General features: G+C 62.3%; 23 protein-coding genes and 1 pseudogene. 10 read left to right on the top strand and 14 right to left on the bottom strand.

Going from position 1 to position 24,595, the window contains the following annotated elements:
* The first annotated feature begins 89 nt into the window (after positions 1-89).
* Positions 90-611 (top strand): sigma-70 family RNA polymerase sigma factor, encoded by a 522-nt coding sequence (locus M728_RS23400; protein ID WP_026614631.1) that lies wholly within the window; start codon positions 90-92, stop codon positions 609-611.
* 33 nt (positions 612-644) lie between these two features.
* Here the strand turns inward: M728_RS23400 and M728_RS23405 are convergent, their stop codons facing one another.
* The 6 genes from M728_RS23405 to M728_RS23430 form a co-directional block, all read right to left on the bottom strand.
* Positions 645-803: a hypothetical protein gene (locus M728_RS23405; protein WP_167549681.1), complete on the bottom strand. Its 159-nt coding sequence runs from the start codon at positions 801-803 to the stop codon at positions 645-647.
* Positions 804-1,069: 266 nt separating this feature from the next.
* Complete coding sequence (locus M728_RS23410) at positions 1,070-1,258, bottom strand: DUF3008 family protein (RefSeq protein ID WP_026614632.1); 189 nt, start codon at positions 1,256-1,258, stop codon at positions 1,070-1,072.
* A gap of 180 nt (positions 1,259-1,438) precedes the next feature.
* Positions 1,439-2,767 carry a hemolysin family protein gene (locus M728_RS23415; protein WP_026620765.1) on the bottom strand — a complete coding sequence of 443 codons (1,329 nt, stop codon included), beginning with the start codon at positions 2,765-2,767 and terminating at the stop codon, positions 1,439-1,441.
* Positions 2,768-2,941: 174 nt separating this feature from the next.
* Positions 2,942-3,472, bottom strand: coding sequence for a DUF992 domain-containing protein (locus tag M728_RS23420; protein WP_026620766.1), 531 nt, complete (start codon positions 3,470-3,472; stop codon positions 2,942-2,944).
* Between the two features lie 256 nt (positions 3,473-3,728).
* Complete coding sequence (locus tag M728_RS23425) at positions 3,729-4,328, bottom strand: DUF922 domain-containing Zn-dependent protease (protein WP_034883621.1); 600 nt, start codon at positions 4,326-4,328, stop codon at positions 3,729-3,731.
* A 90-nt stretch (positions 4,329-4,418) separates the two neighbouring features.
* Positions 4,419-4,880 (bottom strand): Lrp/AsnC family transcriptional regulator, encoded by a 462-nt coding sequence (locus M728_RS23430; protein WP_026620768.1) that lies wholly within the window; start codon positions 4,878-4,880, stop codon positions 4,419-4,421.
* A 126-nt stretch (positions 4,881-5,006) separates the two neighbouring features.
* Between M728_RS23430 and M728_RS23435 the strand changes: the two genes are divergently transcribed.
* Positions 5,007-6,056 carry an ornithine cyclodeaminase gene (locus M728_RS23435; protein WP_026620769.1) on the top strand — a complete coding sequence of 350 codons (1,050 nt, stop codon included), beginning with the start codon at positions 5,007-5,009 and terminating at the stop codon, positions 6,054-6,056.
* 67 nt (positions 6,057-6,123) lie between these two features.
* Here M728_RS23435 and M728_RS23440 read toward each other — a convergent pair whose 3' ends face one another.
* Complete coding sequence (locus M728_RS23440; RefSeq protein WP_198023388.1) at positions 6,124-6,384, bottom strand: hypothetical protein; 261 nt, start codon at positions 6,382-6,384, stop codon at positions 6,124-6,126.
* A gap of 125 nt (positions 6,385-6,509) precedes the next feature.
* Between M728_RS23440 and M728_RS23445 the strand changes: the two genes are divergently transcribed.
* The 5 genes and pseudogenes from M728_RS23445 to M728_RS23465 all read left to right on the top strand — a co-directional run bounded on the left by M728_RS23445 (position 6,510) and on the right by M728_RS23465 (position 13,790).
* Entirely contained in the window at positions 6,510-8,045 is a 1,536-nt protein-coding gene (locus M728_RS23445) for a M10 family metallopeptidase C-terminal domain-containing protein (RefSeq protein ID WP_026620770.1), read from the top strand.
* A gap of 147 nt (positions 8,046-8,192) precedes the next feature.
* Positions 8,193-8,362, top strand: a pseudogene (locus M728_RS23450) (IS630 family transposase); the annotation flags it as partial.
* A 431-nt stretch (positions 8,363-8,793) separates the two neighbouring features.
* Positions 8,794-9,402 carry a TetR family transcriptional regulator gene (locus M728_RS23455; RefSeq protein ID WP_026620771.1) on the top strand — a complete coding sequence of 203 codons (609 nt, stop codon included), beginning with the start codon at positions 8,794-8,796 and terminating at the stop codon, positions 9,400-9,402.
* Between the two features lie 53 nt (positions 9,403-9,455).
* On the top strand, positions 9,456-10,610 hold the full coding sequence (locus M728_RS23460; RefSeq protein ID WP_026620772.1) for an efflux RND transporter periplasmic adaptor subunit: 1,155 nt from the start codon (positions 9,456-9,458) through the stop codon (positions 10,608-10,610).
* 27 nt (positions 10,611-10,637) lie between these two features.
* On the top strand, positions 10,638-13,790 hold the full coding sequence (locus M728_RS23465) for an efflux RND transporter permease subunit (RefSeq protein ID WP_026620773.1): 3,153 nt from the start codon (positions 10,638-10,640) through the stop codon (positions 13,788-13,790).
* 73 nt (positions 13,791-13,863) lie between these two features.
* Here M728_RS23465 and M728_RS23470 read toward each other — a convergent pair whose 3' ends face one another.
* Complete coding sequence (locus M728_RS23470; RefSeq protein ID WP_026620774.1) at positions 13,864-14,763, bottom strand: LysR family transcriptional regulator; 900 nt, start codon at positions 14,761-14,763, stop codon at positions 13,864-13,866.
* Between the two features lie 104 nt (positions 14,764-14,867).
* Between M728_RS23470 and M728_RS23475 the strand changes: the two genes are divergently transcribed.
* Both M728_RS23475 and M728_RS23480 read left to right on the top strand, forming a co-directional pair.
* Positions 14,868-15,857, top strand: coding sequence for a zinc-dependent alcohol dehydrogenase family protein (locus M728_RS23475; protein ID WP_026620775.1), 990 nt, complete (start codon positions 14,868-14,870; stop codon positions 15,855-15,857).
* Positions 15,858-16,070: 213 nt separating this feature from the next.
* Positions 16,071-16,427: an SPW repeat protein gene (locus M728_RS23480; protein WP_026620776.1), complete on the top strand. Its 357-nt coding sequence runs from the start codon at positions 16,071-16,073 to the stop codon at positions 16,425-16,427.
* A gap of 241 nt (positions 16,428-16,668) precedes the next feature.
* On the opposite strand, the gene M728_RS23485 is transcribed toward M728_RS23480, so the two are convergent.
* From M728_RS23485 to M728_RS23510, 6 genes are all read right to left on the bottom strand, one after another.
* Positions 16,669-17,751, bottom strand: a complete 1,083-nt coding sequence (locus tag M728_RS23485) for a Gfo/Idh/MocA family protein (protein ID WP_026620777.1) — start codon at positions 17,749-17,751, stop codon at positions 16,669-16,671.
* Between the two features lie 9 nt (positions 17,752-17,760).
* Complete coding sequence (locus M728_RS23490; RefSeq protein WP_026614646.1) at positions 17,761-18,546, bottom strand: ThuA domain-containing protein; 786 nt, start codon at positions 18,544-18,546, stop codon at positions 17,761-17,763.
* A gap of 231 nt (positions 18,547-18,777) precedes the next feature.
* Positions 18,778-19,806, bottom strand: a complete 1,029-nt coding sequence (locus tag M728_RS23495; RefSeq protein WP_026620778.1) for an ABC transporter ATP-binding protein — start codon at positions 19,804-19,806, stop codon at positions 18,778-18,780.
* A 72-nt stretch (positions 19,807-19,878) separates the two neighbouring features.
* Complete coding sequence (locus tag M728_RS23500) at positions 19,879-20,709, bottom strand: carbohydrate ABC transporter permease (RefSeq protein ID WP_026620779.1); 831 nt, start codon at positions 20,707-20,709, stop codon at positions 19,879-19,881.
* Positions 20,709-21,689: a carbohydrate ABC transporter permease gene (locus M728_RS23505; protein ID WP_026620780.1), complete on the bottom strand. Its 981-nt coding sequence runs from the start codon at positions 21,687-21,689 to the stop codon at positions 20,709-20,711. The genes M728_RS23500 and M728_RS23505 overlap by 1 nt, the downstream gene beginning before the upstream one ends.
* A gap of 147 nt (positions 21,690-21,836) precedes the next feature.
* Positions 21,837-23,099 carry an ABC transporter substrate-binding protein gene (locus tag M728_RS23510; protein ID WP_156943428.1) on the bottom strand — a complete coding sequence of 421 codons (1,263 nt, stop codon included), beginning with the start codon at positions 23,097-23,099 and terminating at the stop codon, positions 21,837-21,839.
* Between the two features lie 364 nt (positions 23,100-23,463).
* Between M728_RS23510 and M728_RS23515 the strand changes: the two genes are divergently transcribed.
* Positions 23,464-24,483 (top strand): substrate-binding domain-containing protein, encoded by a 1,020-nt coding sequence (locus tag M728_RS23515; protein ID WP_026620782.1) that lies wholly within the window; start codon positions 23,464-23,466, stop codon positions 24,481-24,483.
* Positions 24,484-24,595: the final 112 nt, after the last annotated feature.

Here is a 24,595-nt window from a genome sequence, read left to right on the forward strand (position 1 = left end):
TATACCCCCGCCCTTAGGAACCAAAGGGCCGGACAGGCATTTTCTAACGTCACCTAGAGAACTTCATAGGCAGAAGGGCAATATTTGACATGCCTGCCACCAGCGGTCACGCATCGCACTCATCACCGCTGCTTGAGGAGCAGGTCGTCGATCTGATTCCCGCTCTCAGGGCCTTTGCCCGCACATTTACATCGGCCTCATTCGAGGCGGACGACCTTGTGCAGGAAACCCTGCTTCGCGCCCTGAGGAGCATCAATCAGTTCGAGCCGGGCACGAGCCTCAAGTCATGGCTGTTCACGATCATGCGCAATGCATTCCGCACGCAGTACAAGATTCGCACACGCGAAAGCCCCGGCAGCACCAATTGCGCGGAACTGCCGATCCCTACGGCACCGCCGCAAGAATGGTCGGTCCTCAACGGCGAGCTGCGCACCGCACTCGGAGCGCTCTCCCCCGAGCATCGTGAGGTGCTGGTTCTCGTCGCCGGTTTCGGCATGAGCTACAAGGAAGCGGCAGATATCTGCGACTGCGCGATCGGAACGATCAAGAGCCGGCTCAGCCGCGCCCGCGACGAGCTGACGGCGCAAATGCACGGAAATCCACTGAACTAGCCTAGCAACCAGAACGACCAACGGGGCTCCGCTTCAGCGATTTCGCTCGTCGAGAGCCCTCTGCAGCTTCCGCGCCAGTTCGAGAAGGCGCTGCGGTACCGCCTCCTTGCGGATGTCCTCCAGAAGGGAGGCGATCCGCTCGTCGATGGCTTTTTCCGCGTCTGCATCCGCGGAAGCCTTGCTGTCGTTCATTCGCCCGTCCTTGGTCACGGCTAGGATCTCAACCCAGATTATTGTTCCGGCTCAGCGCTGTAAATCATCAAAACCACCGGAATGGAAGGGCCGGAGCCGCACCCGCAGGAGCCATACCGGAGACATCGTACCTCAGTCCACATGCCGCTCGCTGGTGATTTGCACGCCGCATGTCGTTGCCGGCCCATGTAAGGACCAGCCGAATAAACACCGACTGCGCGAAGCGGCAGGAAATGCTTGCGGCGTTCACAACTCGCCGAACGCGCTCACTTTTTTGAAACGTGCTGTTTCTTTCCCTTGCGTTTGGTCGACGCCATTTCCTCGAGTTCCTTCTCGGTCATGGATTCGGCCATGCTACGCGAGGCGTCTTTAAGCTCGCTCTTCTTCTTTTCGCCTCTCTTGGCGGCAAGCGCGGCACCGGCGGCCATTTGCTGCGCCTTCGATTTTGCAGGCATGACTCCTTCTCCCATGGATGATGCTCCGCCCCGAACCGGGACAGTTCCCCGATGTCGGCCGGGCTTCGCTGCCGGAACCGGCGAGACTCGATTATGTTCCGCGAGTGAGCAAATGCGTTCAGCGAACGAGCGGTACGGCTTCAAATGCCCGGCCAGAAACGGGGAAGCCGCGGCCCGTCCCTATTCCGCGCCGGGGATGATCGTTGCAAGAATCTTATCTATTCGCCGGCCGTCCATGTCGACGATTTCGAAGCGCCAGCCATCGAATTCGAAGCTCTCGCCGACGTCCGGGAGGTGCCCGAGGATGTGCAGGGCGAAGCCGGCGATCGTGTGATAGCCGCCATCCTGCGGTCTTTCCTGAAGCTTCAGTCTTTCGAAGGCGTCGTGCGCCGACATCATGCCATCGATCAGCAGCGAGCCGTCCTCGCGCTCGATCACGTCGGGCTCTTCTGTCTCCAGATCCGGAAGTTCGCCGGCAAAGGCCTCAAGCAGATCCGTCTGCGTGACGATCCCTTCGAGGCTTCCATATTCATCGACGATGGTCGCGAGGCGGACGGGCGCGGATTTGAACCTCTCGAGCACGCGGAAGACCGGCGTCGCCTCGTGCAAGATCAAGGGCTCCCGGACGATCCCGAGCGGATCGAGCGGCCTGCCGTCGAGCAATTGGTCAAGCAGATCCTTCTTCAGCACCATGCCGATCGGTTCATCGATGTTGCCGCGGCCGACGAGCAACTGCTCGTGCCTGCATTCGCGGATCGTCTTCAGGATATCGGCCGGCGGGTCGTCGGCATCGATCCAGTCGACGTCGACGCGCGGCGTCATGAAATCGGAAATCCGGCGATCGCCCATGCCGAATATCCGTTGGACGATTTCCTGCTGCGCCTCGTCGAGGAGCCCCGCTTCGTGGCTCTCGGCAACGATGAGCTTGAGCTCGGCAGGCGAGTGCAGCGATGTCTCGCCTGCCCCGGTCCGCAAGCCCGCCAGACGCAAGACGATGTTCCCGAAGCCGTTGAGAATGACGATCGCCGGGCGCAATAGAAACAGGAAGAGGCCGAGCGGCCGGACGACGGCAAGCGCGGTGCCCTCGCTTCGCTGAAGGGCCAGGCTCTTGGGCGCCAGCTCGCCAAGAACGATGTGCAAGGCCGTGATGATCAGGAAGGCGATGGCCGCGGCAATGGCATGCGACCCGGCCGTCGCCCAGACCTGTGGCAGCACGCTCAGCAGTGGTTCGATCAGATGGGCGAGAGCCGGCTCGCCGACCCAGCCGAGCGCAAGAGACGAGATCGTGATGCCGAGCTGGGTCGCGGCCAGATTTGAATCGAGATTGTCGACGGCGCGCTGCAGCGCCGGGGCGTTCGTTCTCCCCTGCGTCACCAGTTCCGCCACGCGACTGCGCCGAACCGCGACCAGCGAGAATTCCGCTGCGACGAAGAAACCGTTTGCGGCCACCAACAGGAACACGGCCATAACGCCAAGGAAGTCGAATAGGCTACCGTCAGGACTGGGCATATTCTCCTTATCCGGCCGAAGCCGGGCCCCTGCAATTTCAACGAACCGCGAGTGTAGCACGCGGGTCCGACGCGAGCATGCAAGGTATGGGACGCAAAGATGCGGGCGGTCTCCCGCCCGCATCTTTGCGTCCCGACGATTGTTCATGCGCTAGCGGCGACGACCGCGGGCGCGTCAGTTGACGGAATTGAGTGTCATCGACGTGCCGGCTGCGGCGACGTTGAGTCCGAGTTGCCCGGTGACGCTGACCGTCTGGAGATGGATCGATCCCGAGGTGCCGCCGACAAGGACATTCGCCCCGACACCCGCGCCGACCGTCGCCTCGGCACTCGCACCCTTGTAGATGCCGCTGAGCGAGCCGTGATGATAGCCGGCCGTCGGCGCGAACACGGCCCAGATCAATCTGCTGCGCATCGTAAAGCCGATGTCGACGCCGAGCTTGCGGATCTCTCCGGTGTAGCGGTCCTCAATTTCGTCGCCACCTATCGAGCGAAAGGCACAATCGACCTCCTTGGAGGAGCCGAGAACGTAACCGGCGCCGCCACCGATATCGCATTCGAGATAGCCGATCTTCACGCCACCTTGCGCGTCCTGCACGGGAGGCGGCGCCGGCTCCCGATAGGGCACGAGATCGGCGGCATGGACGCCTGCGCCGGCAAACGCGATCGCGGCCGCGGAAAGCGCCAGGGCAAGAGTTTTCTTCATTCATCTTCTCCTTGTCGGATCGATCGGCAAGATGGCGGGCCGTCGTCCGAAACAATTCAGCACTGATAGCGCGCAGGGATTTCGCGCGAGGCTATGCCCGCATAGGGCGAGCCGAACAGTTGTGGCCTAATGAGACATTTCAGAGGCGCTCCCGACGTCGGCAGCTTTTTACGATCCGGTGTTGCCGTTTCGCCAAAGTGAGCAAGCCCAGGTTCGCGACGCAGGGTGTGTGCGGAAATTGCCCGCACTTTCCGTGCTACCCGCCGTTCACCAGATCAAGGATGAGCTGGTGAATATTGCCACCTTCGCTGAGTTCGGCCTTGTCGAAATCGCGGCTCTTCTGCCGCTGCGCGCGCGACAGCTCGCCAAGCCGCCTCGTCATCTCCGCCTTGATCTTGCGGCACTCCGGGTCTGCCGGCACAGCGAGGCCGACGGTCGCGGCCTCGATGTTCCGCACCATTTCCTTGATGAAATCGCCATGCACGAGTTCGTGCTTCTTCACCCCGGCGATGAAGGTCTCCCAGTGCCTCTGCGTGGCAGCCGGCAGCGGCCTGGTGGGCTCCGGCAAGGTGTAGGTGATCGAAAGCTTGGGGAGCGCCGACACTAGGACGCACGCGCCGCCGTGGGCTTCGTATTTCCGCGACCAGGTAAGTTTGAAGCTCGTATGGGCGATGGCGCGGACGAGGCCGCCGACCTTGGGGCCCCGCTCGCCGATCGAGGCGTAGAGTTCGGGGCCGGATTGTCCGGCGATCGCGTAAGCCTTGACCTTTTCAACCGCCTGCCATTCGGCACCTGCGGCTGAAGGCGACAGGAAGAAGCAGACCAGGAGCAAGATTGATCGAAGGCCCGACTTCAAGCGAATCCCTTCAGTGCGTGTGTTGATGCGGCGGCAAACTAAAGGGGACGACCCTCGCTTGCAATCGCCTTGCGCGATGCAAGACCGCCTTCAGACGCTGCTGAGCAGCAGGCTCGTTTCGCTGTTGGCCACGCCGTCGATCATCCGCACCTCGCGCAGAATGCGGTCGAACTCGGACAGGTTCGCCGCGCGGATGTTGGCCACCAGATCCCAGTTGCCGTTGGTCGTGTGCAGCGTGTAGATCTCCGGCATGCCGCGCAGCCTACGGATGACCTGCGTCGTTGACTTGCCGACGACCTCGATCATCATCACCGCATGGACGGTGTTTACGTCGTAGTCCTCCCTCACGCGCACGGTGAAGCCGAGAAGCGTTCCGGTCTCCAGCAGGCGGTCCAGACGGTTCTGCACGGTCCCGCGGGCAACGCCGAGCGCATCGGACAGCTTCGAGAGCGAGGCGCGCCCGTCGGCGCGAAGATGAGCGATGATCTGCCGATCCAGATCATCCGGCGTGTACTTCGCGACGGTCGTACCGCCCGCTGATGCTTTGCTCATATTGCGCAATTCAACTGGTCAATTCGTCCAATACGATGGCAAAAATAGCACAGGTTTGCGCTTTCGACCAGCGGGCCGGATCGGTTACCATCCTTCCTGTTCAGCACATGCAGGAGAAAACCCCCGATGCTCGCGCCGCTTCCGTCAGCCAAGGCAATGGTGCCGTTTGTCAGCGTCGACAACATGATGCGGCTCGTTCACCATCTTGGGGTCGAGACTGTTCTGGCGGAGCTCACGGACGCGATCGAAGCGGATTTCCGCCGCTGGGAAAGTTTCGACAAGACACCGCGCGTCGCCAGCCACTCGCGTGACGGCGTCATCGAATTGATGCCAACTTCCGACGGCAGCGTCTACAGCTTCAAATATGTCAACGGTCACCCCAAGAACATCGCCGACGGGCTGCAGACGGTGACCGCCTTCGGATTGCTTGCCGAAGTCTCGACCGGCTATCCGGTGCTCATTACGGAAATGACGATCCTGACGGCGCTCAGGACCGCGGCAACCTCGGCGATGGCGGCGCGCCACCTTGCGCCGAAAGGTGCGCGTACCATGGCGATGATCGGCAATGGTGCCCAGGCCGAATTCCAGGCTCTGGCGGTGAAGGCCGTCTGCGGCATCAACACCGTCCGCCTTTACGACATCGATCCCCGCGCGACCGCGAAGACTGCACGCAATCTCGCCGGTTACGGCCTCGAGGTCGTCTCGTGCAGCTCCGCGCAGGAGGCGATCGAGAGTGCCGAGATCATCACCACCTGCACGGCCGACAAGCAGTTCGCGACCATCCTCACCGACAACATGGTCGGCGCCGGCGTTCACATCAACGCGATCGGCGGCGACTGTCCCGGCAAGACGGAGCTCCACCGCGACATCCTCAAACGCTCCGACATCTTCGTCGAATATCCACCGCAGACCCGCATCGAAGGCGAGATCCAGCAGATGGCGCCGGATTTTCCGGTGGTCGAACTTTGGAAGGTCGTCACCGGCGAGGTGCCCGGCCGACGCGATTCGCAGCAGATCACACTCTTCGACAGCGTCGGCTTCGCCATTGAGGATTTTTCAGCGCTTCGCTACGTGCGCGAGCGCCTCTCCGGCACGGAGTTTTACCAGAACCTCGACATGATCGCTGATCCGGACGATCCGCGCGACCTGTTCGGAATGCTGCTGCGGGCGAAGTAACGGCGGCGTCCGACGAAAGGTTTGCCTGGGCGCTTTTCCGCCGTTGTGTGAAGGTCGCCCGGTACGGCTACCGCTTCTCGAGGCGGGACAGGGCTTCCCGCGCCTCCTCCACCAACGGATGATCGGGATGACGGCGGATGAAGCGCGCGTAGGCTTCCACCGTGTTTTCAGCCTTGACCTGCTCGAATTCCGATCGGACCGCGGCCTCGTAATCCGGAGGCTTCTGCATATCGACTCCACCTGCCTTCGCGCCGGCTGCCGCCGCCGGATGACACATTGCTGCCAATATTACCCAGGCAAACAACGCCAGAAACCTGTGGAGCGGCACGCTTTCCTCCAATCTTATCCAACGCCTTATGACAATAGTAGGCATTGGTTCTTATCGTCGCGGACACGATCCGTGTTTTTGGACCCCGAGGCAATGGCCTCGCGCTTAGCAATTGGGAATTTCGCATGAGCGGTAGCGGTAAAACTCTCAAGACTGTAAGGGCAACCGGCAACAGCCTGATCGACGGCGTGCTGTCGGGCTCGAGCTGGAGCGGCACCATCACCTATGCATTCCCGACGTCGAGCAGCAGTTACAGCTACGGCAACGAAAAGTCCTCCGGCTTCAATTCCATATCGACGGCGCAGGTGAACACCGCACTGTTCGCGATGGAGCAGTCCTACGGCTCGGCGGCCAATGACGGCTTCTCCATCGAGGGCTTCACCAACGCCAACTTCGCCGCCGGAAGTGCCAGCACCGCAACTCTCCGCTTCGCGCAGTCGAACCTTCCGAAAACCGCCTATGCCTATATGCCCGGAACCTACGCTCAGGCCGGCGATGTCTGGTTCGGCACCGCCTATGCCGGCACGGTGAACGACTATCGCAATCCGGTCGCCGGCAATTACGCCTGGCACACACTGTTGCACGAGCTTGGTCACGCGCTCGGCCTGAAGCATGGTCACGAGGCGGAGGGCGTTTTTAACGCCTTGCCCACCCAATACGACTCGATCGAGTATTCGATCATGACCTATCGGGGCTATGTCGGCGGCAACGGCTACTACTACGAACAATACGGCGCGCCGCAGACCTTCATGATGGCGGACATCGCCGCGTTGCAGGAAATGTATGGGGCCGACTTCACGACCAACAGCGGCAACACCGTCTACAAATGGACGCCGGGCAGCGGCGCCACGCTCGTCAACGGCGCGGTCGCCATCTCGCCTGGCGCTAACCGGATCTTCGCCACCATCTGGGATGGCGGCGGCAACGATACCTACGATCTCACGGCCTATACGACCGGCCTCAAGGTCGACCTGCGCCCGGGCCAGGCATCGACCTTCAGCATCGACCAGCTCGCCTGGCTCGGCGGCGGTTCCAATAATGGCTTTGCGGCCGGCAACATCTTCAATGCGCTGCTCTATCACGGCGACACGCGCTCGCTGATCGAGAACGTCAAGGGTGGCTCGGCGGGAGACGCGATTATAGGAAACCAGGCGGGCAACACGATCTGGGGCTACGGCGGCAACGACACCCTGAACGGCGATTCCGGCAATGATGTGCTCTATGGCGGCGCCGCAATGGACACCCTTTTTGGCGGCGTCGGCAACGACAACCTTATGGGCGAAGCAGGCAACGATCTGCTTTATGCCGACTCTGGCGCGGATCGACTGACCGGCGGCACGGGAACCGATATCTTCATGTTCAGGGCGCTTTCGGATTCAACCGTTGCGTCCGGCGGCCGCGACACGATCTTCGATTTTCTGCCCTCGGAGGCCGATTACATCGAGCTTACCGGGATCGACGCGAACGCCAATGTTTCGGGCGACCAGGCCTTTGCGTTCATCGGCACTGCGGCGTTCAGCGGCGCGGCAGGCGAGCTTCGATACGTGAAGCAGGCCTCCGATACCTACATCTATGGTGACGTCAACGGCGACAAGGTGGCGGACTTCGCCATACATCTGGATGACGCCGTCACCCTGCAAAAAGGCTATTTTGTCCTGTAGTAGGCGATACGTCTGGACGCCGCTCCAATCCGGCCCCCTACCCCCCGTTGTGCCCCCAAGCAGAGGAAGGGGACTGTCAGGCCGGCCGCGCGCCTTACTGCATGTTTCCTTAAATCGTACCCGATTTAAGGAAACATGCAGTAAGCAAAGGAAGAGCTGGCGGCGCGTGCGGTGCAGGTATCGTAGGACACGGTGTGGCGATTCCTGCGCCGCGACGTGTTGCGATGCAAAAAACACTGTTCGCCCTTGAGCAGGCCCCTGCCGATGTTGGCCGCCGGCGGCAACGCTGGCGCTCCTGGCAGGCCTCGTTGGAACCCGTAGAATTTTCGGCTTCGTTTCTCAGAGAAGCGGGGCCGATACTTATCATTTTCGTAAATAAGCATACACCACGGCTCAAGCCGCGCGGCATGCCGGCCCATCGTGAAAGCTCAACCGGCGAGCCCCTTCGCTTGCCAGGACAGCGAGGCCGACAGGCTGAACGAGGGCCTGTGCGGCTGATGGTCGCGGCCGCATTTCGTCGTCCCGCTCGCCTACTCGGCCCGCGCCAATGAGCGGGACGCTCTGCTTCCACTTTCGCTTTCATCCACAGGAACGTGAACGCGCGATGGTGGCATGTTCACAAGATGTTTACGATTGTAGGTTGCGATCAATGGTCGTGAGGAACGCGCTAAAAGTTATTGACATATTAATCCTGCCGAATTACCACTGACGAAATTCAAATATCGTCACTCGTCACAAAGTGGATAGAATGAGCGATCTCAAAGAAAGCGGCGTCGACGCTGCCCGGCAGGAAAACATCACGCGGATCCTCGATTCCGCGGAGCGCCTCTTCCGTCATTACGGCTATGCCAAGACGAACGTTGCCGACATCGCCCGCGATCTCGATATGTCGCCGGCTAATATCTATCGCTTCTTCGCCTCGAAGACGGAGATCCACCAGGCGCTCTGCGCCCGGATGCTGGCCGCGAACTACCAGCAGGCCTATGAGATTTCGCGCCTGCCATTGAGCGCCACCGAGCGGCTCAGGCGCTATGCGCATGAGCAGCACAAGCTCACGGTCGAGACCATGCTCGACGAAGAGAAGGTCCACGAGATGGTCATCGTCGCGATCGAGCGGGAATGGCACGTCATCGAAAAGCACATCGATCGCGTCGATCAGCTCCTGGCCGAGATCATCCGCGAGGGCATCGAGGCCGACGAATTCGCCGAACAGGATCCGGAGGTCGCCGCCCGGTGCTTCGATGCCAGCCTGATAACCCTCTGTCATCCGCAGATGGTGGCGCAATGTCTTGCGAAGCAGAACCGCGCCACGCCCGACGAGCTAATCGAATTCGCGATCAAAGCACTGAAGAAATAATCGAAGAAATACGAGCGGCCGCGCCACGAGCCGCCACGCAGGGAGTACGAACGATGCTTTCACCGAAGCCCTTCAACCGGCCGTTCGTTGCCAATCTCCTGGCCCTCGCTGCCCTTGGCGCCGTTCTTGCCGGCTGCTCGGAAGAAAAGGTCGAGACCAAGGAGATCGTCCGTCCGGTGAAGGTGGTGGAGATTTCCACGGCGGGGCAAGCGCGCGCGCTCGACTATTCGGGCTCGGTGAAGGCGCGCACGGAAATGAACCTCGGCTTCCGCGTCGCGGGCAAGATCACCGAACGGCTCGTCAATATCGGCGACCGGGTGAAGCCCGGCGATCTTCTGGCACGCATCGATCCCTCCGACTTCGAGCTCGCGGTGACGAGCGCCGAGGCGAGCCTGCTCGCCGCCGAGACGCAGGTGCAGACGGCGGCGCTCGCCAAGAGCCGGGCCGAACAGCTCTTCGGCAAGGCGTTCTCTTCCAAGGCGCAGCTCGACCAGGCGACGCTCGCCTATGACCAGGCGGTCTCCACGCGCGACGCCGCGGCGTCGTCTCTCAGCCAGACGAAGAACCAGGTGGCCTATACGGATTTGAAATCCGACCAGAACGGCATCGTGACCGCCATCAATGCCGATATCGGCCAGGTCGTCGGTACGGGTACGCCGGTCGTGACCGTCGCGGTCGACGGCGAGAAGGAGGTCGAGATCGCCGTGCCGGAGATGGATATTGCCGAGTTCAGGCCGGGCAAGCCGGTCAAAGCGCGCTTCTGGTCGAACGACGCGCTCGTCGTCGACGGCCACGTGCGCGAGGTCTCCGGCAGCGCCGACCAACGTTCGCGTACCTTTTCCGTGCGCGTCAGCCTGCCCAACGACGAGCGCGTGCTCCTCGGCATGACGGCAACGGTCGAGACCGCTGCCGCCAATTCGCAGCCGCTCGTTTCCATTCCGTTGAGCGCACTTGCGCGCAAGGACGGCAAGGACATCGTATGGGTCGTCGACCGCAACGCCTCAACCGTGCATGCGCGTGGGATCGAGCTCGCGGATTTCGCCGACGACGGCGTACGCGTCACCGGCGGACTTGAGCCCGGTGATCTCGTCGTTGCCGCCGGGACGCAGTTCATGTCGGAAGACCTGAAGGTGAAGCTGCCGGCAATAGCCGGGCCGTCGGCCGAACAGCAGTCCGCCCGCGCCGAAACGCGCGAAATCGTGCGCTAACCCCCTCATAAAAACGGAACGACGGCCATGAACGCCTCCACCGGGGACAAGAAACCGTTCAATCTTTCGCGCTGGGCGATCGGCCATCCGAGCATCGCGCGCTTCCTGTTCGGGCTGATCATCATCACCGGCGCGCTCGGTCTCGTCCGAATGGGACAGCGAGAGGACCCGGAATTCACCTTCCGCACTATGGTGGTCCAGGCCGTCTGGCCGGGTGCATCGATCGAGGAGATGCAGGACCAGGTTGTCAACAAGATCGAGAGAAAGCTGCAGGAGACGCCGCACCTCGACTTCGTCCGCTCCTATACGCGCGCCGGCAGCGCCATCATCACCGTGCAGATCGAGGGCGACACCGATGCCGATGATGTCGCGGAAGCTTTCTACCAGGTGCGCAAGAAGGTTGGCGATATCGCGGCCGAGCTGCCGGAGGGCCTGCTCGGCCCCTATTTCAACGACGAATTCGGCGACACCTTCATCACGCTGCACGCGATCAGCGGCGACGGCTACAGCTATCCGGAATTGAAGCGCTTCGCGATCGAAGGCCGCGACATGCTCCTGACCACGCCCGGCGTCGAGAAGGTGGTCATCCTCGGCGATCAGCCGCAGAAGATCTACATCGACGTGTCCTCCAAGGCGCTCGCCGAGCGCGGCTTGACGCTCAACGACCTGCGCAACGCCATTGCCGGGCAGAACAATGTCGATTACGCCGGCGCCGTCGACACCGGCACGCGCTCGGTGCGCATCGCGGTCGACGGCGGCGTTACCCGGGCCGAGGATATCCGCGAATTGCGGCTGCGGACCGGCGACGCCAACATCCGCCTCGGCGATATCGCGACCGTCACCTCGGGCCTCGAAGACCCCTATTCGCGCAAGTTCCGCTTCAACGGGCATGACAGCGTCCAGATCGGCGTGGTTATGGCCAAGGGCTTCAAGGTCACCGATGTCGGCAAGGCGGTGGAGGCGACCTATGAGCGCTTCGAGTCCTCGCTCCCCTATGGAGTTTCGGTCGACCAGATCTCCAATCAGCCGGAGGTCGTCACCGAGGCGATCAGCGAATTCAGCCATGCGCTCATCGAGGCGCTCATCATCGTCCTCGTCGTGTCCTTCCTGTCGATCGGCTGGCGTTCGGGCCTGGTGATCGCGATCGCCATACCGCTGGTGCTCGCCGCCACCTTCGCCATCATGTACGAACTCGGCATAGACCTGCAGCGCATCTCGCTGGGTGCCCTTATCATCGCGCTCGGCCTGCTGGTCGACGACGCGATGATCGTGGTCGAGCTGATGGAGCGCAAGCTCGAGGAAGGACTCGTCAAGATCGAGGCGGCGAGCTTCGCCTACTCTTCCACCGCCTTCCCGATGCTCACCGGCACGCTGATCACGACCGCCGGCTTCATCCCGGTCGGCTTTGCGGAATCGACCGCCGGCGAATATGTGCGCTCGCTCTTCTACGTCGTCGGCATCGCGCTCGTCGTGTCCTGGTTCGTGGCGGTCTATTTCACGCCCTGGCTCGGCTACATGATCCTCAAGCAGCGCCACCATGCGGGCAGCCACCACGACGTCTTCGATAGCCGCTTCTACCGGCGGCTCCGGGCAACCGTCGGCTGGGCGGTGCATCACCGCGTCATCGTCCTCGGCATGACGCTCGCAATCTTCATGACGAGCCTCTGGGCCTTCCAGTTCATCCCGAAGAACTTCTTCCCGCAGTCCTCGCGACCCGAAATCCTCGTCGATCTCTGGCTGCCGGAGGGGACGAGCGTGAAGGAAGTCGAGAAGCAGGCCAAGGCGCTCGAGGCGCGGATGATGGACGACGAAGACAAGCGCTTCATCGCCACCTATATCGGCGAGGGCGCGCCGCGCTTCTTCCTGCCTCTCGACCAGCAGCTTCGCAATCCGAACTTCGCGCAGCTTCTCGTCATGGCCAAGGACGAGCCGGCCCGCGAGCGGCTGATCGTCAAGCTGCGCACGATCCTTGCCGAGGACTTCCCCTCGATCCGCGCCAAGGTCGACCGCCTGTTCCTGGGCCCCCCGACCGGTTGGCCGGTGCAGCTCCGGGTGATGGGGCCGGATCGCCAAGAAGTGCGCCGCATCGCCGACGAGGTGAAGGCGAAGTTCCAACAGACCCCGCTGCTCGGCGCCGTCCACGACGATTGGCTGGAGCAGGTGCCGGCGATGAAGCTCACGATCGACCAGGATCGCGCCCGTGCGCTCGGCGTCACCTCGCAGCGCATCCGCCAGATGCTGCAGGGGGCCATGTCCGGGGTCCCGCTCGACGATTTCCGCGACGGGGAAGAGACGGTCTCGATCGTCGCGCGGGAGCCGGACGGCAGCCGCCAACTGCTCTCGGCCGTCAACTCGGTCTATGTGCCGACGGACTTCGGCGGTTTCGTGCCCGTGTCGCAGGTCGCCAAGGTCGTGCCCGTCATGGAACAGGGTATCGAATGGCGGCGCGATCGCCTGCCGACGATCACCGTGCGGGCGACGCTGCCGGACGGCGTGCAATCGAACGACGTGACGATGAAGCTCTACGACGAGCTCAAGGGGCTGCGGGACGGTCTCGCCCCCGGCTACAAGGTCGAGATCCAGGGCGGCGCGGAAGACAGCGCCGAAAGCCAGGCGTCGATTGCCGCCAAGGGGCCGATCATGCTCGTTGTCATCGTCATCCTGCTGATGGCGCAGCTCCAGCATTTCGGCAAGTCGATGCTAGTGCTGGCGACCGGCCCGCTTGGCATAATCGGCGCGGCCGCGGCACTCCTGATCAGCGGCGCGCCCTTCGGCTTCGTCGCCATCCTCGGCGTCATCGCGCTGCTCGGCATCATCATCCGCAACTCGATCATCCTCGTCGACCAGATCGACCAGGATATCGCCGTCGGCATGGAGCGTTCCGAGGCGATCGTCGGCGCGGCGGTGCGTCGCTTCCGACCGATCGTGCTCACGGCACTGACGGCCGTGCTCGCGCTGATCCCGATCTCGCGCGGCGTATTCTGGGGGCCGCTCGCCTACGCCATGATGGGCGGCATCCTGGTTGCGACTGTCCTGACGATCCTGGTGCTTCCGGCGGGTTATGCCCTGTTTTTCGGCGGAGAGCCGAACGCGCGCACGCCGGAGACGGAAGAGGCGCCGCTGCAGGCGCAACCGGACGAAGATCGCGAGGCTTACCCGGCGCCGCTCGCGGCGGAATAAGCTGCGTGAGCGGCGACGCGCCGGCCGAACAGCCGGCGCGTCGCGATCCAGGCGCAAAAGCGCCGCGCGTCTTTCACATCATCAGCTTGGGCAAGTCCGCTGCCAAAGCGTCAATGGCAAGACGGACCTTCAGCGGCAGGTGCGGCGTCCGCGTCCACAGCGCATAATTGTCGAAAACGTGACCCGGCTGATCCGGAAGCAACGGGATGAGTGCGCCTGCCTGGATGCGCTCGCGGATCAACCAGGACGGGAGCCAGGCGAGACCATGGCCGGCGGTCGCGGCATCGGCAATTGCATCGAGGTCGTCGAGCCGCAATCGGCCTATTGGGGTAACCTCTGCAGGAGGTTGGCCATCGCGCGGAAACAGCCATGGAAGGACCCATCCCGGCCGGCTGTAGATGATGGCGTGATGCCTTTCCAGATCCTCCAGCCCCCGCGGCCGGCCATGCATCTCGACATAGGAAGGCGACGCGCAGACGATCATGCTATGGCGCGCGATGCGGCGTGCTATCATCCCGGCCCTGTCCTCAAGATTGCCGGTCCGGACGGCAAGATCAAACCCATCCTCAACGAGGTCGACGATGCGGTCGGTAAACGACAGTTCTAGTTCGAGCGAAGGGTGCTGTTTTGCAAAGTCGAGCAGGATCGGGGCAACGCATCGCCGGCCCAGGAGCGCCGGCATTGTCACGCGCAGCCTGCCGCGTGGCTCGGAAAGTTGGTCCGCCACGAGAGCATCGGCAGCCTCTGCTTCCGCGAGCACCACCCGGCAACGTTCATAATAGGCGCGCCCGAAGTCCGTCAGGCTCTGGCGGCGCGTGGTCCGGTTGATGAGCCGCACGCCCAGGTGCTGTTCGAGGAACCGGACATGCTTGCCGACCATCGGCGCCGATAGTCCGAGCACGGCCGCCGCGGCCGCAAACGAGCCCAAATCGACGGCTTTGACGAAGACGGCCATGCTTGTAAGACGATCCATGATTAGAAACTTTCAGTTCATACTGTCCTTCGCGTGAGGCTATTTATCTGCTTAATTCCGCTTGGCATAGCTTATTGCATTCATTTCGTTTGGAGTTATGGCAGATGGTACGCGTTATTCGCTTTCATGAGCATGGAGGTCCCGAGGTTTTGCGCATCGAAAACGTCGATGTTCCAGGCCCCGGTCGGGGTGAAATTCAAATCCGCGTCAAGGCGTTGGGACTGAACCGGGCCGAGGCGCTGTTGCGTTCCGGCTCGTATATCGAGACGCCGCGATTGCCTTCCGGTCTCGGGCTCGAGGCAGCGGGCGTCGTCGAGACGGTCGGGGAGGGTGTGAATGATTTGGCGCCGGGCGACTCCGTCAGCATCGTGCCGCCTCTATCGATGGTCCGGTGGCCCGCCTATGGCGAGCTTGCCACGTTTCCCGCCGAACTCGCGGTCAAGCACCCGCCATCGCTCAGTTGGGAAGCGGCCGCAGCCGCCTGGATGCAATATCTCACCGCCTATGGTGCGCTGATCGATATCGCCAAGCTTCGCCAAGGGGACTTTGTCGCCATCACCGCGGCATCGAGCAGTGTCGGGCTGGCCGCGATTCAGATCGCCAACATGGTCGGTGCGACCCCGATCGCAGTGACGCGGACGTCCCGCAAGAAGCGGGCCCTGCTTGCATGCGGCGCCACCCATGTCATCGCTTCCGCCGAGGAAGACCTGGAAGCCGGGCTGAAGGAAATCGCCGGTCCGCAGGGCGTACGGGTTGTGTTCGACCCGGTCGGCGGTCCGATATTCGAGCCCTTGACGGCCGCCATGTCACCAGGCGGCATTCTCATCGAATATGGCGGATTGAGCCCCGAGCCGACGCCCTTCCCGCTATTCACCGCGCTCAGCAAGAGCCTGACTCTGCGCGGCTACCTCGTCCACGAGATCACCAGTGATCCGAAGCGGCTGGAGGCCGCAAAAGCGTTCATCCTCAAGGGGTTGCTGTCGGGATCGCTTCAACCGGTGATCGCCAAGACCTTTCCGTTCGACCAGATCGTTGAGGCGCATCGGTTCATGGAGTCCAATCAACAGCTTGGCAAGATCGTCGTCATGGTTTGAGTGATCACGGCTCTTCCCGCTGATCGGACGGCCCCGAATAACCCATAAAAACCGTGCGTTGCGGGATTTCTTGAATCGGCTTCGATTTGCGAGTAAAATTACGTCAGCAATTCAAAGCGTTACAGCGACCGTGCGATCTGAAACGAGCGGAGCTGCAACGTGAGGCGCACGCGAGTGGTGACGCTTTGTCAAGCTTCATACGTGGAGGTTGTCATGCCCAACACTCTGATGGCAGGAAGAAGAGCCCAGGACTGGGTGAATCTGGTCTTGGCGGTGTGCCTGTTTCTTTCTCCCTGGGTCATCGGGTTCGTAGCTGAACCCACTCCGACCTGGAACGCCTGGATCGTCGGCATCGTGCTCGGCGCCCTGGCGATCGCAACCCTTTCGGCCTTCGCCGAATGGGAGGAATGGGCCAATATGGTGATCGGCCTGTGGTTGATCGTTTCTCCCTGGCTGCTCGGCTTCATGGCGAATGTCAACGCGATGTGGACGCACGTCATTCTCGGCGTGCTCGTCGCTGCGATCTCCGCCTGGGCGGTCTGGGACTATCGGCATCACTCACCCGCCTAGATCACCGCGGTTTCGGTCTGGAACCGAAATCGTTGATTCTCAAAGAACTCGAGCGGGAGGAAACGGAACCGCTCTCCTCCCGCTTGGGCAATGCGCCTCCGTAAAGACGCAAACCTACAGCGCCCTGCGTCTTTTCAGGCGCACAAAGGACGCTGTAGCACTTTGAATTGCTGCATGTTTTTGTCCTTAAATCGGGTACGATTTAAGGAAACATGCATTAGCCCCCCAAAGCTGCTGGGAGCTATCCCGCCGCCCGCTCTTCTTGCAGCGCCTCCCTGTCCGGAACCCCGAGTTCGCGGCGTTCGCGTTCGGTTTCTATCGCGAGGTCGAGCACCTTCTGCAGGTCGGCGGCATGGCGGAAGCCGGGCTCGGCGGTGTGGCCAGCCCTCACTGCCTCGACGAAGCGCTGGTAGTTGGTCGGTACTGTGCCGGCATCAACCGTCCGCCATTTGGCCTTTTCGACATCAGGCCCCAGGCAGGCGCGCAGGCTGGAGCCGTCCGGAGTATGGATCACTTCCAAGGCTCCCTTGTCGCCATGGAGACGCAGCCGCAATTCGTTGAGATGTCCGGTCGCCCACCGGCTCGCATGAATAACGCCCATTGCGCCGTTTTCGAATTCCGCCGTCATCGCGAAGCTGTCATTAGCATCGAGATCGTACTCGCCGATCCGGTTACCGGGCGCCTTGTCGAAGGCTTTGAGGCGAGCGAACACCCGTTCCACCGAACTGCCGGCGCCGTAGGCGGCGAAGTCGAGAATGTGGATGCCGACATCGCCGAGCACGCCGTTCGAGCCGTGCTTCGTCGACAGGCGCCAGAGCCATTTCGATTCGCTTGCCCAGTCGCCCCAGGCCTTCGACACCAGCCAGCTCTGGAGATAGGAGGCTTCGATGTGCCGCACCCGGCCGATCTGGTCAGTGAGCACGAGTTCACGCGCCTTCTGCAGCGGTGCGACATTGCGATAGGTGAGATTGACCATGGTGACAAGGCCGGCGCGTTCGGCCGCGGCTGCCATCTCGGCGGCCTTCTCGTAGTTTTCCGCCAGCGGCTTTTCGCACAGCACGTGCTTGCCGGCAGCAATGAGAGCCAGCGTCGTCGGGTGATGCGCCTTGTCGGGGGTCACGTTCGTCGCCGCGTCGAATTTTCCCCAGGCGATCGCCTCGTCGAGCGACGCGAAGGTGTGCTCGATGCCGTGCTGGGCTGCGAAGACCTTGGCGCGGGTGGGGTCGACATCGACGGCGCCGACCATTTCGACGCCTTCGATCTCAGCAAAGGCTTTCGCATGGCTGTTGGCCATGCCGCCGGTTCCGAGAATGAGCAAACGCATGGCAATCCCTCATCTATATCCAGCTTCGCCGGCCCGGTGCAGCTTCGGGCCACGCTCGACGATCGGCTCCAGCGCCTTCTCCACCGGCACGTTCGGCGCCTCATGGATCGCCCGGTAAGTGCCCTGCGGGTTATGCGCCCATTTCACCGCATTGCGCAGGACGTGGTGCACCGTCGCGTCGTGATAAGTCGGATAGGTTTCGTGGCCGGGGCGGAAGTAGAAGATATTGCCGGCGCCGCGCCGCCAGGTAAGCCCGGAGCGAAACACCTCGCCACCGGCAAACCACGAAATGAAAACCGTCTCCAGCGGCTCCGGCACGGAGAACTGTTCGCCATACATCTCCTCGTGCTCGATGACGAAATGCTCGCCGAGACCCTCGGCAATCGGGTGGCGCGGATTGACGACCCAGACGCGTTCACGCTCGCCCGCCTCGCGCCACTTCAGCGCGCAGGGCGTGCCCATCAGGCGCTTGAACACTTTGGAGAAATGGCCGGAATGGAGAACGATCAGCCCCATGCCTTCCCACACACGTTTGGCGACCCTTTCGACGATCTCATCGGCGACGGCACCGTGGTCCTTGTGGCCCCACCACAGGAGCACGTCGGCGGAGGCCAGCCGCTCTTCCGTCAGTCCGTGCTCCGGCTCCTGCAAGGTGGCAGTCGTTGCCTTGATTGCGGGATCGGCATTGATCGCGTTGGCGATCGTGTTGTGCATGCCGTCCGGATAGATCTCCCGAACCACTGCATTCGTCTGTTCGTGGATGTTCTCGCCCCACACGATAGCGTTGATAGGCACGGTCATTTCTCCTCGTGATTAAGGGCACCCGCTGGCGGGTGCCTGATGTCCGTTGCTTGAAGTGTCGGCGCGGATTAAGGCCGGGACAACCACGCGGGTCCCCGCCCTTTCCTGCCCTAACGTTTAAGTCTTTGGAATGATCCGAAATCCTCCGGATCAGGCATTATCGTCAGGCCTTGTCGCGGCCGGAAGCGCCATCGGCGCGAATGGGCAAATCGCAAATGATTTGATCTAGGCCGCACCCCGCATTTCCACGCGCCCGATCGCTCGGCCCCCTGCATCGAAGCGGTGAACCTGGCCGGCGGCCGGCGAAATCCTGAGCATCTGTCCCGGTTGGTGCCTGGAGATGCCCCCCTCGCGGGCGATCACCGGCTCGCCGGCACCTATATCGAGATAGACATAGCTGTCGGAACCGAGCATCTCGGAATGGATGACGGTCCCGCTCCACTCTCCTCCCTGCTCGACGATCTCCAGATGCTCCGCCCGGACGCCGATTGTCTCGGCCTTGTAAGGCTCGGCAAACGGCCCGGAGAGGAAATTCATTTTCGGCGAGCCGATGAAGCCGGCGACGAAGACCGAGTTCGGCTTCTCGTAAAGCTCCAACGGCGTGCCTATCTGCTCGACGAGCCCGTCCCTCAGGACACAGATGCGGTCGGCGAGCGTCATCGCCTCGACCTGGTCATGGGTGACGTAGATCATCGTCGTCTTGTGCATGCTGCGGTGAAGCTTGGCGATTTCGAGGCGGGTGGCGACGCGCAGCGCCGCGTCGAGATTGGAAAGCGGCTCGTCGAAGAGGAAGACCTTCGGATCGCGCACGATCGCCCGGCCGATCGCCACGCGCTGGCGCTGGCCGCCCGAGAGCTGGCGCGGCAGGCGCTTGAGATACGGCGTGAGCTGCAGCATTTCCGCCGCCGCCTCCACGCGCTTCCTGCATTGCTCCTTGTCCTTGCCGGCAAGCTGCATGCCGAAGGCCATATTCTCGAAAACGGTCATATGCGGATAGAGCGCATAGGACTGGAAGACCATGGCGATGCCGCGTTTCGACGGCACGAGATGGTTGACGACCTGGCCATCGAAGGAAAGCGTGCCCGAGGTGATCTCCTCCAACCCCGCAATCAGCCGCAGCAGGGTCGACTTGCCGCAGCCGGAGGGCCCTACGAAGACCATGAACTCGCCCGCCCGGATGTCCATGCTGACACCCTTGATGACGTCGAAGGCGCCGAAGGATTTGCGGATATCGCGCAATTGCAGCTCTGCCATTTTCCTCTCCTAGATCAATGAGTGAGGGCGGGCTGCGGGCGGAAAACCGCCCACACTTTTCCTCATCCCGCCCTAGCCTTTGACGCCGCCGGCCGTGAGACCGGAAATGATCCGCCGCTGAAAGATCAGCACCAGGATGACCAGCGGCACGGTGACGATCACCGACGCGGCCATGATGTTGCCCCAGGGAATTTCGAAATTGCTGCTGCCGGACAGGAGCGCGATCGCGACCGGCACGGTGCGCTGCGTATTCGACGAGGTGAATGTCAGCGCAAACAGGAACTCGTTCCAGGCGGCGATGAAGGCGAGCAGGCCGGTGGTCACCAGGGCCGGCCACATCAGAGGCATGAAGACCCGCGTGATGATCACCCAGGGCGAAGCGCCGTCGACGATCGCCGCCTCCTCGATCTCGACCGGCAGGTCGCGCATGAAGGTGGTCAGGACCCAGACCGTGAACGGCAGGGTGAAGATCATGTAGGAAAAAATGAGCGCGAGCGGCGTGTTGAAGACGCCGACGAAGCGGATGAGTTCGAAGAGACCCGCAAGAACGGCGATCTGCGGAAACATCGACACCGACAGGATGGTGAGAAGCAGGAGCGAGCGGCCGCGGAAACGCACACGTCCGAGCGCGTAAGCCGCGGTGATCGCAAGCAGCAGCGAAATGGCGACGACCGACGTCGCGACCATGAGCGAGTTCCCGAGATTGCGGACGAAGCTGCCCTGGGAGAGGACGCCCGCGTAATTGGCAAACGAGAGCTCTCTCGGCCAATAGTCGACCCGGAACAAGGCCGTGCCGGATTTGAGGCTGGTGAGGATCGCGTAATAGAAGGGGAAGACCGCAATGACGATGATCGTCGCGACGAGGGCGTAGAAGGCGGTCCGCTTTGCGATTGTGGCGACCATCAGCGTTCTCCTTCGAAATTGACGCGGCCGAACCACATGTAGAGGACGGTGATCGCGGCGATGATGAGAAAGAGCATGGTCGAGACGGCCGCCCCATAGGCGAACTTGTCGAAATCGAAGAGGTTTTCGCGCGCCAGCACCGACATCGTCTTCGTCTGGACGTTGTTGGGAGTGAGCACGTAGATCAGATCGAAGATGCGCAACGCATCGAGCATGCGGAAGATGACGGCCACCATCAACGCCGGCCGGATCAGCGGCAGCGTCACCCGCCAGAAAACGCGGACCGGGTGAACGCCGTCGATCTTCGCCGCTTCATAAATGTCGCCCGGCACCATCTGCAGGCCGGCGAGGATCAAGAGCGCCATGAACGGCGTCGTCTTCCACACATCGACGATCAGGACGGCGAGCATCGCCGTGTCGGGATTCGCAGTCCAGGCGATTTTTTGGCTGATCAGGCCGAGGCCGAGCAATATGTCATTGAGGATGCCGAACTGGTCGTTGAGCATCCAGGCCCACATCTTGGCCGAAACGATCGTCGGGATCGCCCACGGGATGAGGATCGCGGCGCGGACCAGACCGCGGCCCGGAAAGTGCGCGTTCAGCACCAGGGCCACGACGAGCCCCAGCACCGTCTCGATGCTGACCGAAACAAGGGTGAATTTCAGCGTGTTCCAGACCGCGTTCCACCAGGCGGGATCCGCGAGCAGCCCCCGATAGATCGTGCGGCCGCTCTTCAGCGTGATCCAGGAAAGATAATTGTTGAAGCCGATGAACTCGGCGCCGGCCAGATTCGTGAGCGACGCATTGGTGAAGCTGAAATAGATGGTCCTGACGAGCGGCCAGCCCGCGACGAGCGCCAGCACGAGAAGTGTCGGCGCCAGAAACACCCAGGCCGAACGGACACGCTGCGCCCGCAAGTCCGAACTGATGTGACTGCGCGCAAGCGCGGCCGGCGGTTCCGCGACGGTAAGATCGGTCATGACTTGGCTCACCTTTGCCGTTCGGCTTTCGCCCAAGAGGTTCGTAAGGAGAGGAGGATGGCGGCGGGAGGAGCCGCCATCCTCGGCGACGCTGCAAGGCGAGAAGGGAAGTGCGCAATTTCGAGCCCCTTCCGCGCCCGGGGAGGGTTACCAGCTATCGCCTTTGAGCTCCGTCAGTTCGACTTCAAGCAGTTCGAGGTTTTCGGCAGCGGTGCCGTCGCCGGAGAGCGTATTGTGAACGGCGCTCCAGAACTTCGAGGAGACCTCGTTGTATTTGACCTTGGCCACCGCCGACGGGCGCGGCACGGCGCTTTGGAAGATCGGCTTCCAGTTGGGCATGAACGGCTGCGCGGCGGCGATCTCGGCATCGTCATAAAGCGCAGCGAGCGTCGGAAGTTGCGAGAGCTGCAGCGCACGCTGCTTCTGCACTTCCTTGGAGGAGAGGAACTTTACCAGCTCGACCGCCGCTTCCTGCTCGTCGGAATATTTCGACACGGCTAGATTCCAGCCGCCGAGCGTCGATGACGGCTTCTCGCCTTCGCTCGCAGTCGGAAGCGGCACGACATCGAACTTGCCTTTGACGGCGCTGTCGTCGCCGTTTCCGAGCGCATAGGCATAGGGCCAGTTGCGCATGAAGACCGCATTGCCGGTCTGCCAGACGCCGCGCGATTCTTCTTCCTGGTAAGCTAGCACGCCCTCCGGGGCTATTGTGCCGATCCACCCCTTCACCCGATCGATGGCGGCGGCCGCCTTCTCGTTGTTGACGGAGATCGTCCCGTCCGGCTCGACGATCTGTCCGCCGCCGGAGGATTTGATCCATTCGAGCGCGTTGCAGGTCAGCCCCTCATAGGCGTTTGCCTGGAAGACAAAGCCCCAGATGTCGGCATTTCCGGCAGCGCGCTCCTTCTCCTGGATCTCCTTGGCGGTCGCCGCCAGTTCGTCCCAGGTCTTGGGCGGGGTCTTGCCGTATTTCTCCAGGAGGTCCTTGCGGTAATAGAGCGCAGGAGCGTCGGTGAAGAGCGGCAGCGCAACGAGGCGGCCGTTGACCGTCTGCGACTGGATGATCGAGGGGAAGTAGTCGCCAACCACATCCTTGGCTGCTTCCGTCAGGTCGACGAACTGATCGGCGAGCTGCGGCGCCCAGATGACATCCGTCTGATAGACGTCGACATCCTTGTTTTCGGCGGCCAGCCATAGACGATACTGGCTGAATTGCTCGCTCGACGAGGGCGGCATGGTGACGAGGTTGACCTTGTGGCCGGTCTGCTTCTCGAAGATATCGAGCTGCTCGCGCATGAAATGCACGTTTTTGCCGGTGGTGTTGGCCGCAAGCGAAAGTTCCGCGGCGACAACAAGATCGACGGCGCCAAGAGCGGCGCAAAAAGTCAAGGTCCTCAGAAGCATTGTCATGTCCGGTGGCTCCTCCAAAATCCCCCACCGCTCGAAGGCTCCTCAGCAATTCGAAAGCGGTTTGGTTGGAAAAACCTGTCAGAAGCCCCAGATATTGTCAATACGCACAAACTAGTGACCCACAACCTCGCTTATCGACTGGACTTTTGTTGTATATTCATGCACTTACGATGTTCACAACTCTCCCTCGACGTTTTGTCGGCAGCCGCTTGTCCCGCGCGCACTGCAGACAAATTTAAAACGCTTTGGCTGCGCAGCCATCGGCACAGGCCAACGGGCTTGGCGCCGCAGCGCGCCGGTTGTTCCTCGGGGCAAAGGCGTATATTCGTCATTCGGCAACGGGGTTATGGGAATAAATAGGCGCATGAAGCTCAAGGAGTTCGCCCGCCAACTGGGCCTTTCGCCAACGACGGTCAGCCGCGCCCTGAGCGGCTATCCCGAGGTTAGCGAGAAGACCCGCAAGCGCGTCGCCGAGGAGGCCGTCCGGCTCGGCTATCGACCCAATATCAATGCGGTGCGCCTGGTCACCGGCCGCGCGGGTGCAATCGGCGTCGTGATGGGCCGGACCGGCGAATTCCATTTTGCCGAATTCATGAGCGGCATGGCGGAGCGACTCGACGGGGAAGACATCGACATCCTCGTCAGTCCGACGACGGATCGCGATTTAACCGACCAGGTTCCGCTCTATAGCCGCCTTGCGACCAGCGGGCGGGTCGATGCCGTGATCGTCCACTCGCCGAAGCCGAACGACGAGCGCATCGCGCTCCTGCACGAGCTCGGCTTTCCCTTCCTGCTTCACGGCCGCTCCGAGACCGACGTGCCGCATGCTTGGCTCGACATCGACAACGAGGGCGCCGTCCGACGTGCGACCTCCCACCTGCTCGACCTCGGCCACAAGCGCATCGCGATGATCAACGGCCCGGCCGGCAGGACCTTTTCGCTTCACCGCGACAAGGGCTACCGCGACGCGCTTCAGGAGCGTGGCATTCTCTTCGACCCGCGCCTTGTGACCCACGGCCATTTCACCGACGAGCTCGGTTTTCGCTTTGCCCGGTCGTTCCTCGAGCAGTCGCCGCGGCCCACGGCCTTCGTTGCCGGCTCGATGATGACGGCACTTGGGGTCTATCGCGCCGTGCGCTCCCGCGGGCTTGTCGTCGGGCGGGATATCTCGGTGATCGCGCATGACGACGTCTTTCCGTACCTCACGGCCGAGAACATGGTCCCGTCGCTTTCGGCAACCCGCTCCTCCATGCGGGCGGCCGGGGCGCGATCGGCGGATCTCGTGCTGCAATTGCTCTCCGGACGGCCGGCGACGGAGATTCACGAACTCTGGCCGGTCGAGCTGATCCTGCGCGAATCCACCGGCCCGGCGCCAGAGGCGTGAGCGGCGATTTCAAATAGGATGCCGCAGCCGACGGCTTATCTTCAGCCTGCCCAGCACATCGAGGCCGAGTAGTGAAAGCACTCGCCGCGCAGAATCTTCGACCTCGAACGCG

The sequence above is a fragment of the Ensifer sp. WSM1721 genome (genome assembly GCF_000513895.2).
Classification (GTDB): Bacteria; Pseudomonadota; Alphaproteobacteria; order Rhizobiales; family Rhizobiaceae; genus Sinorhizobium.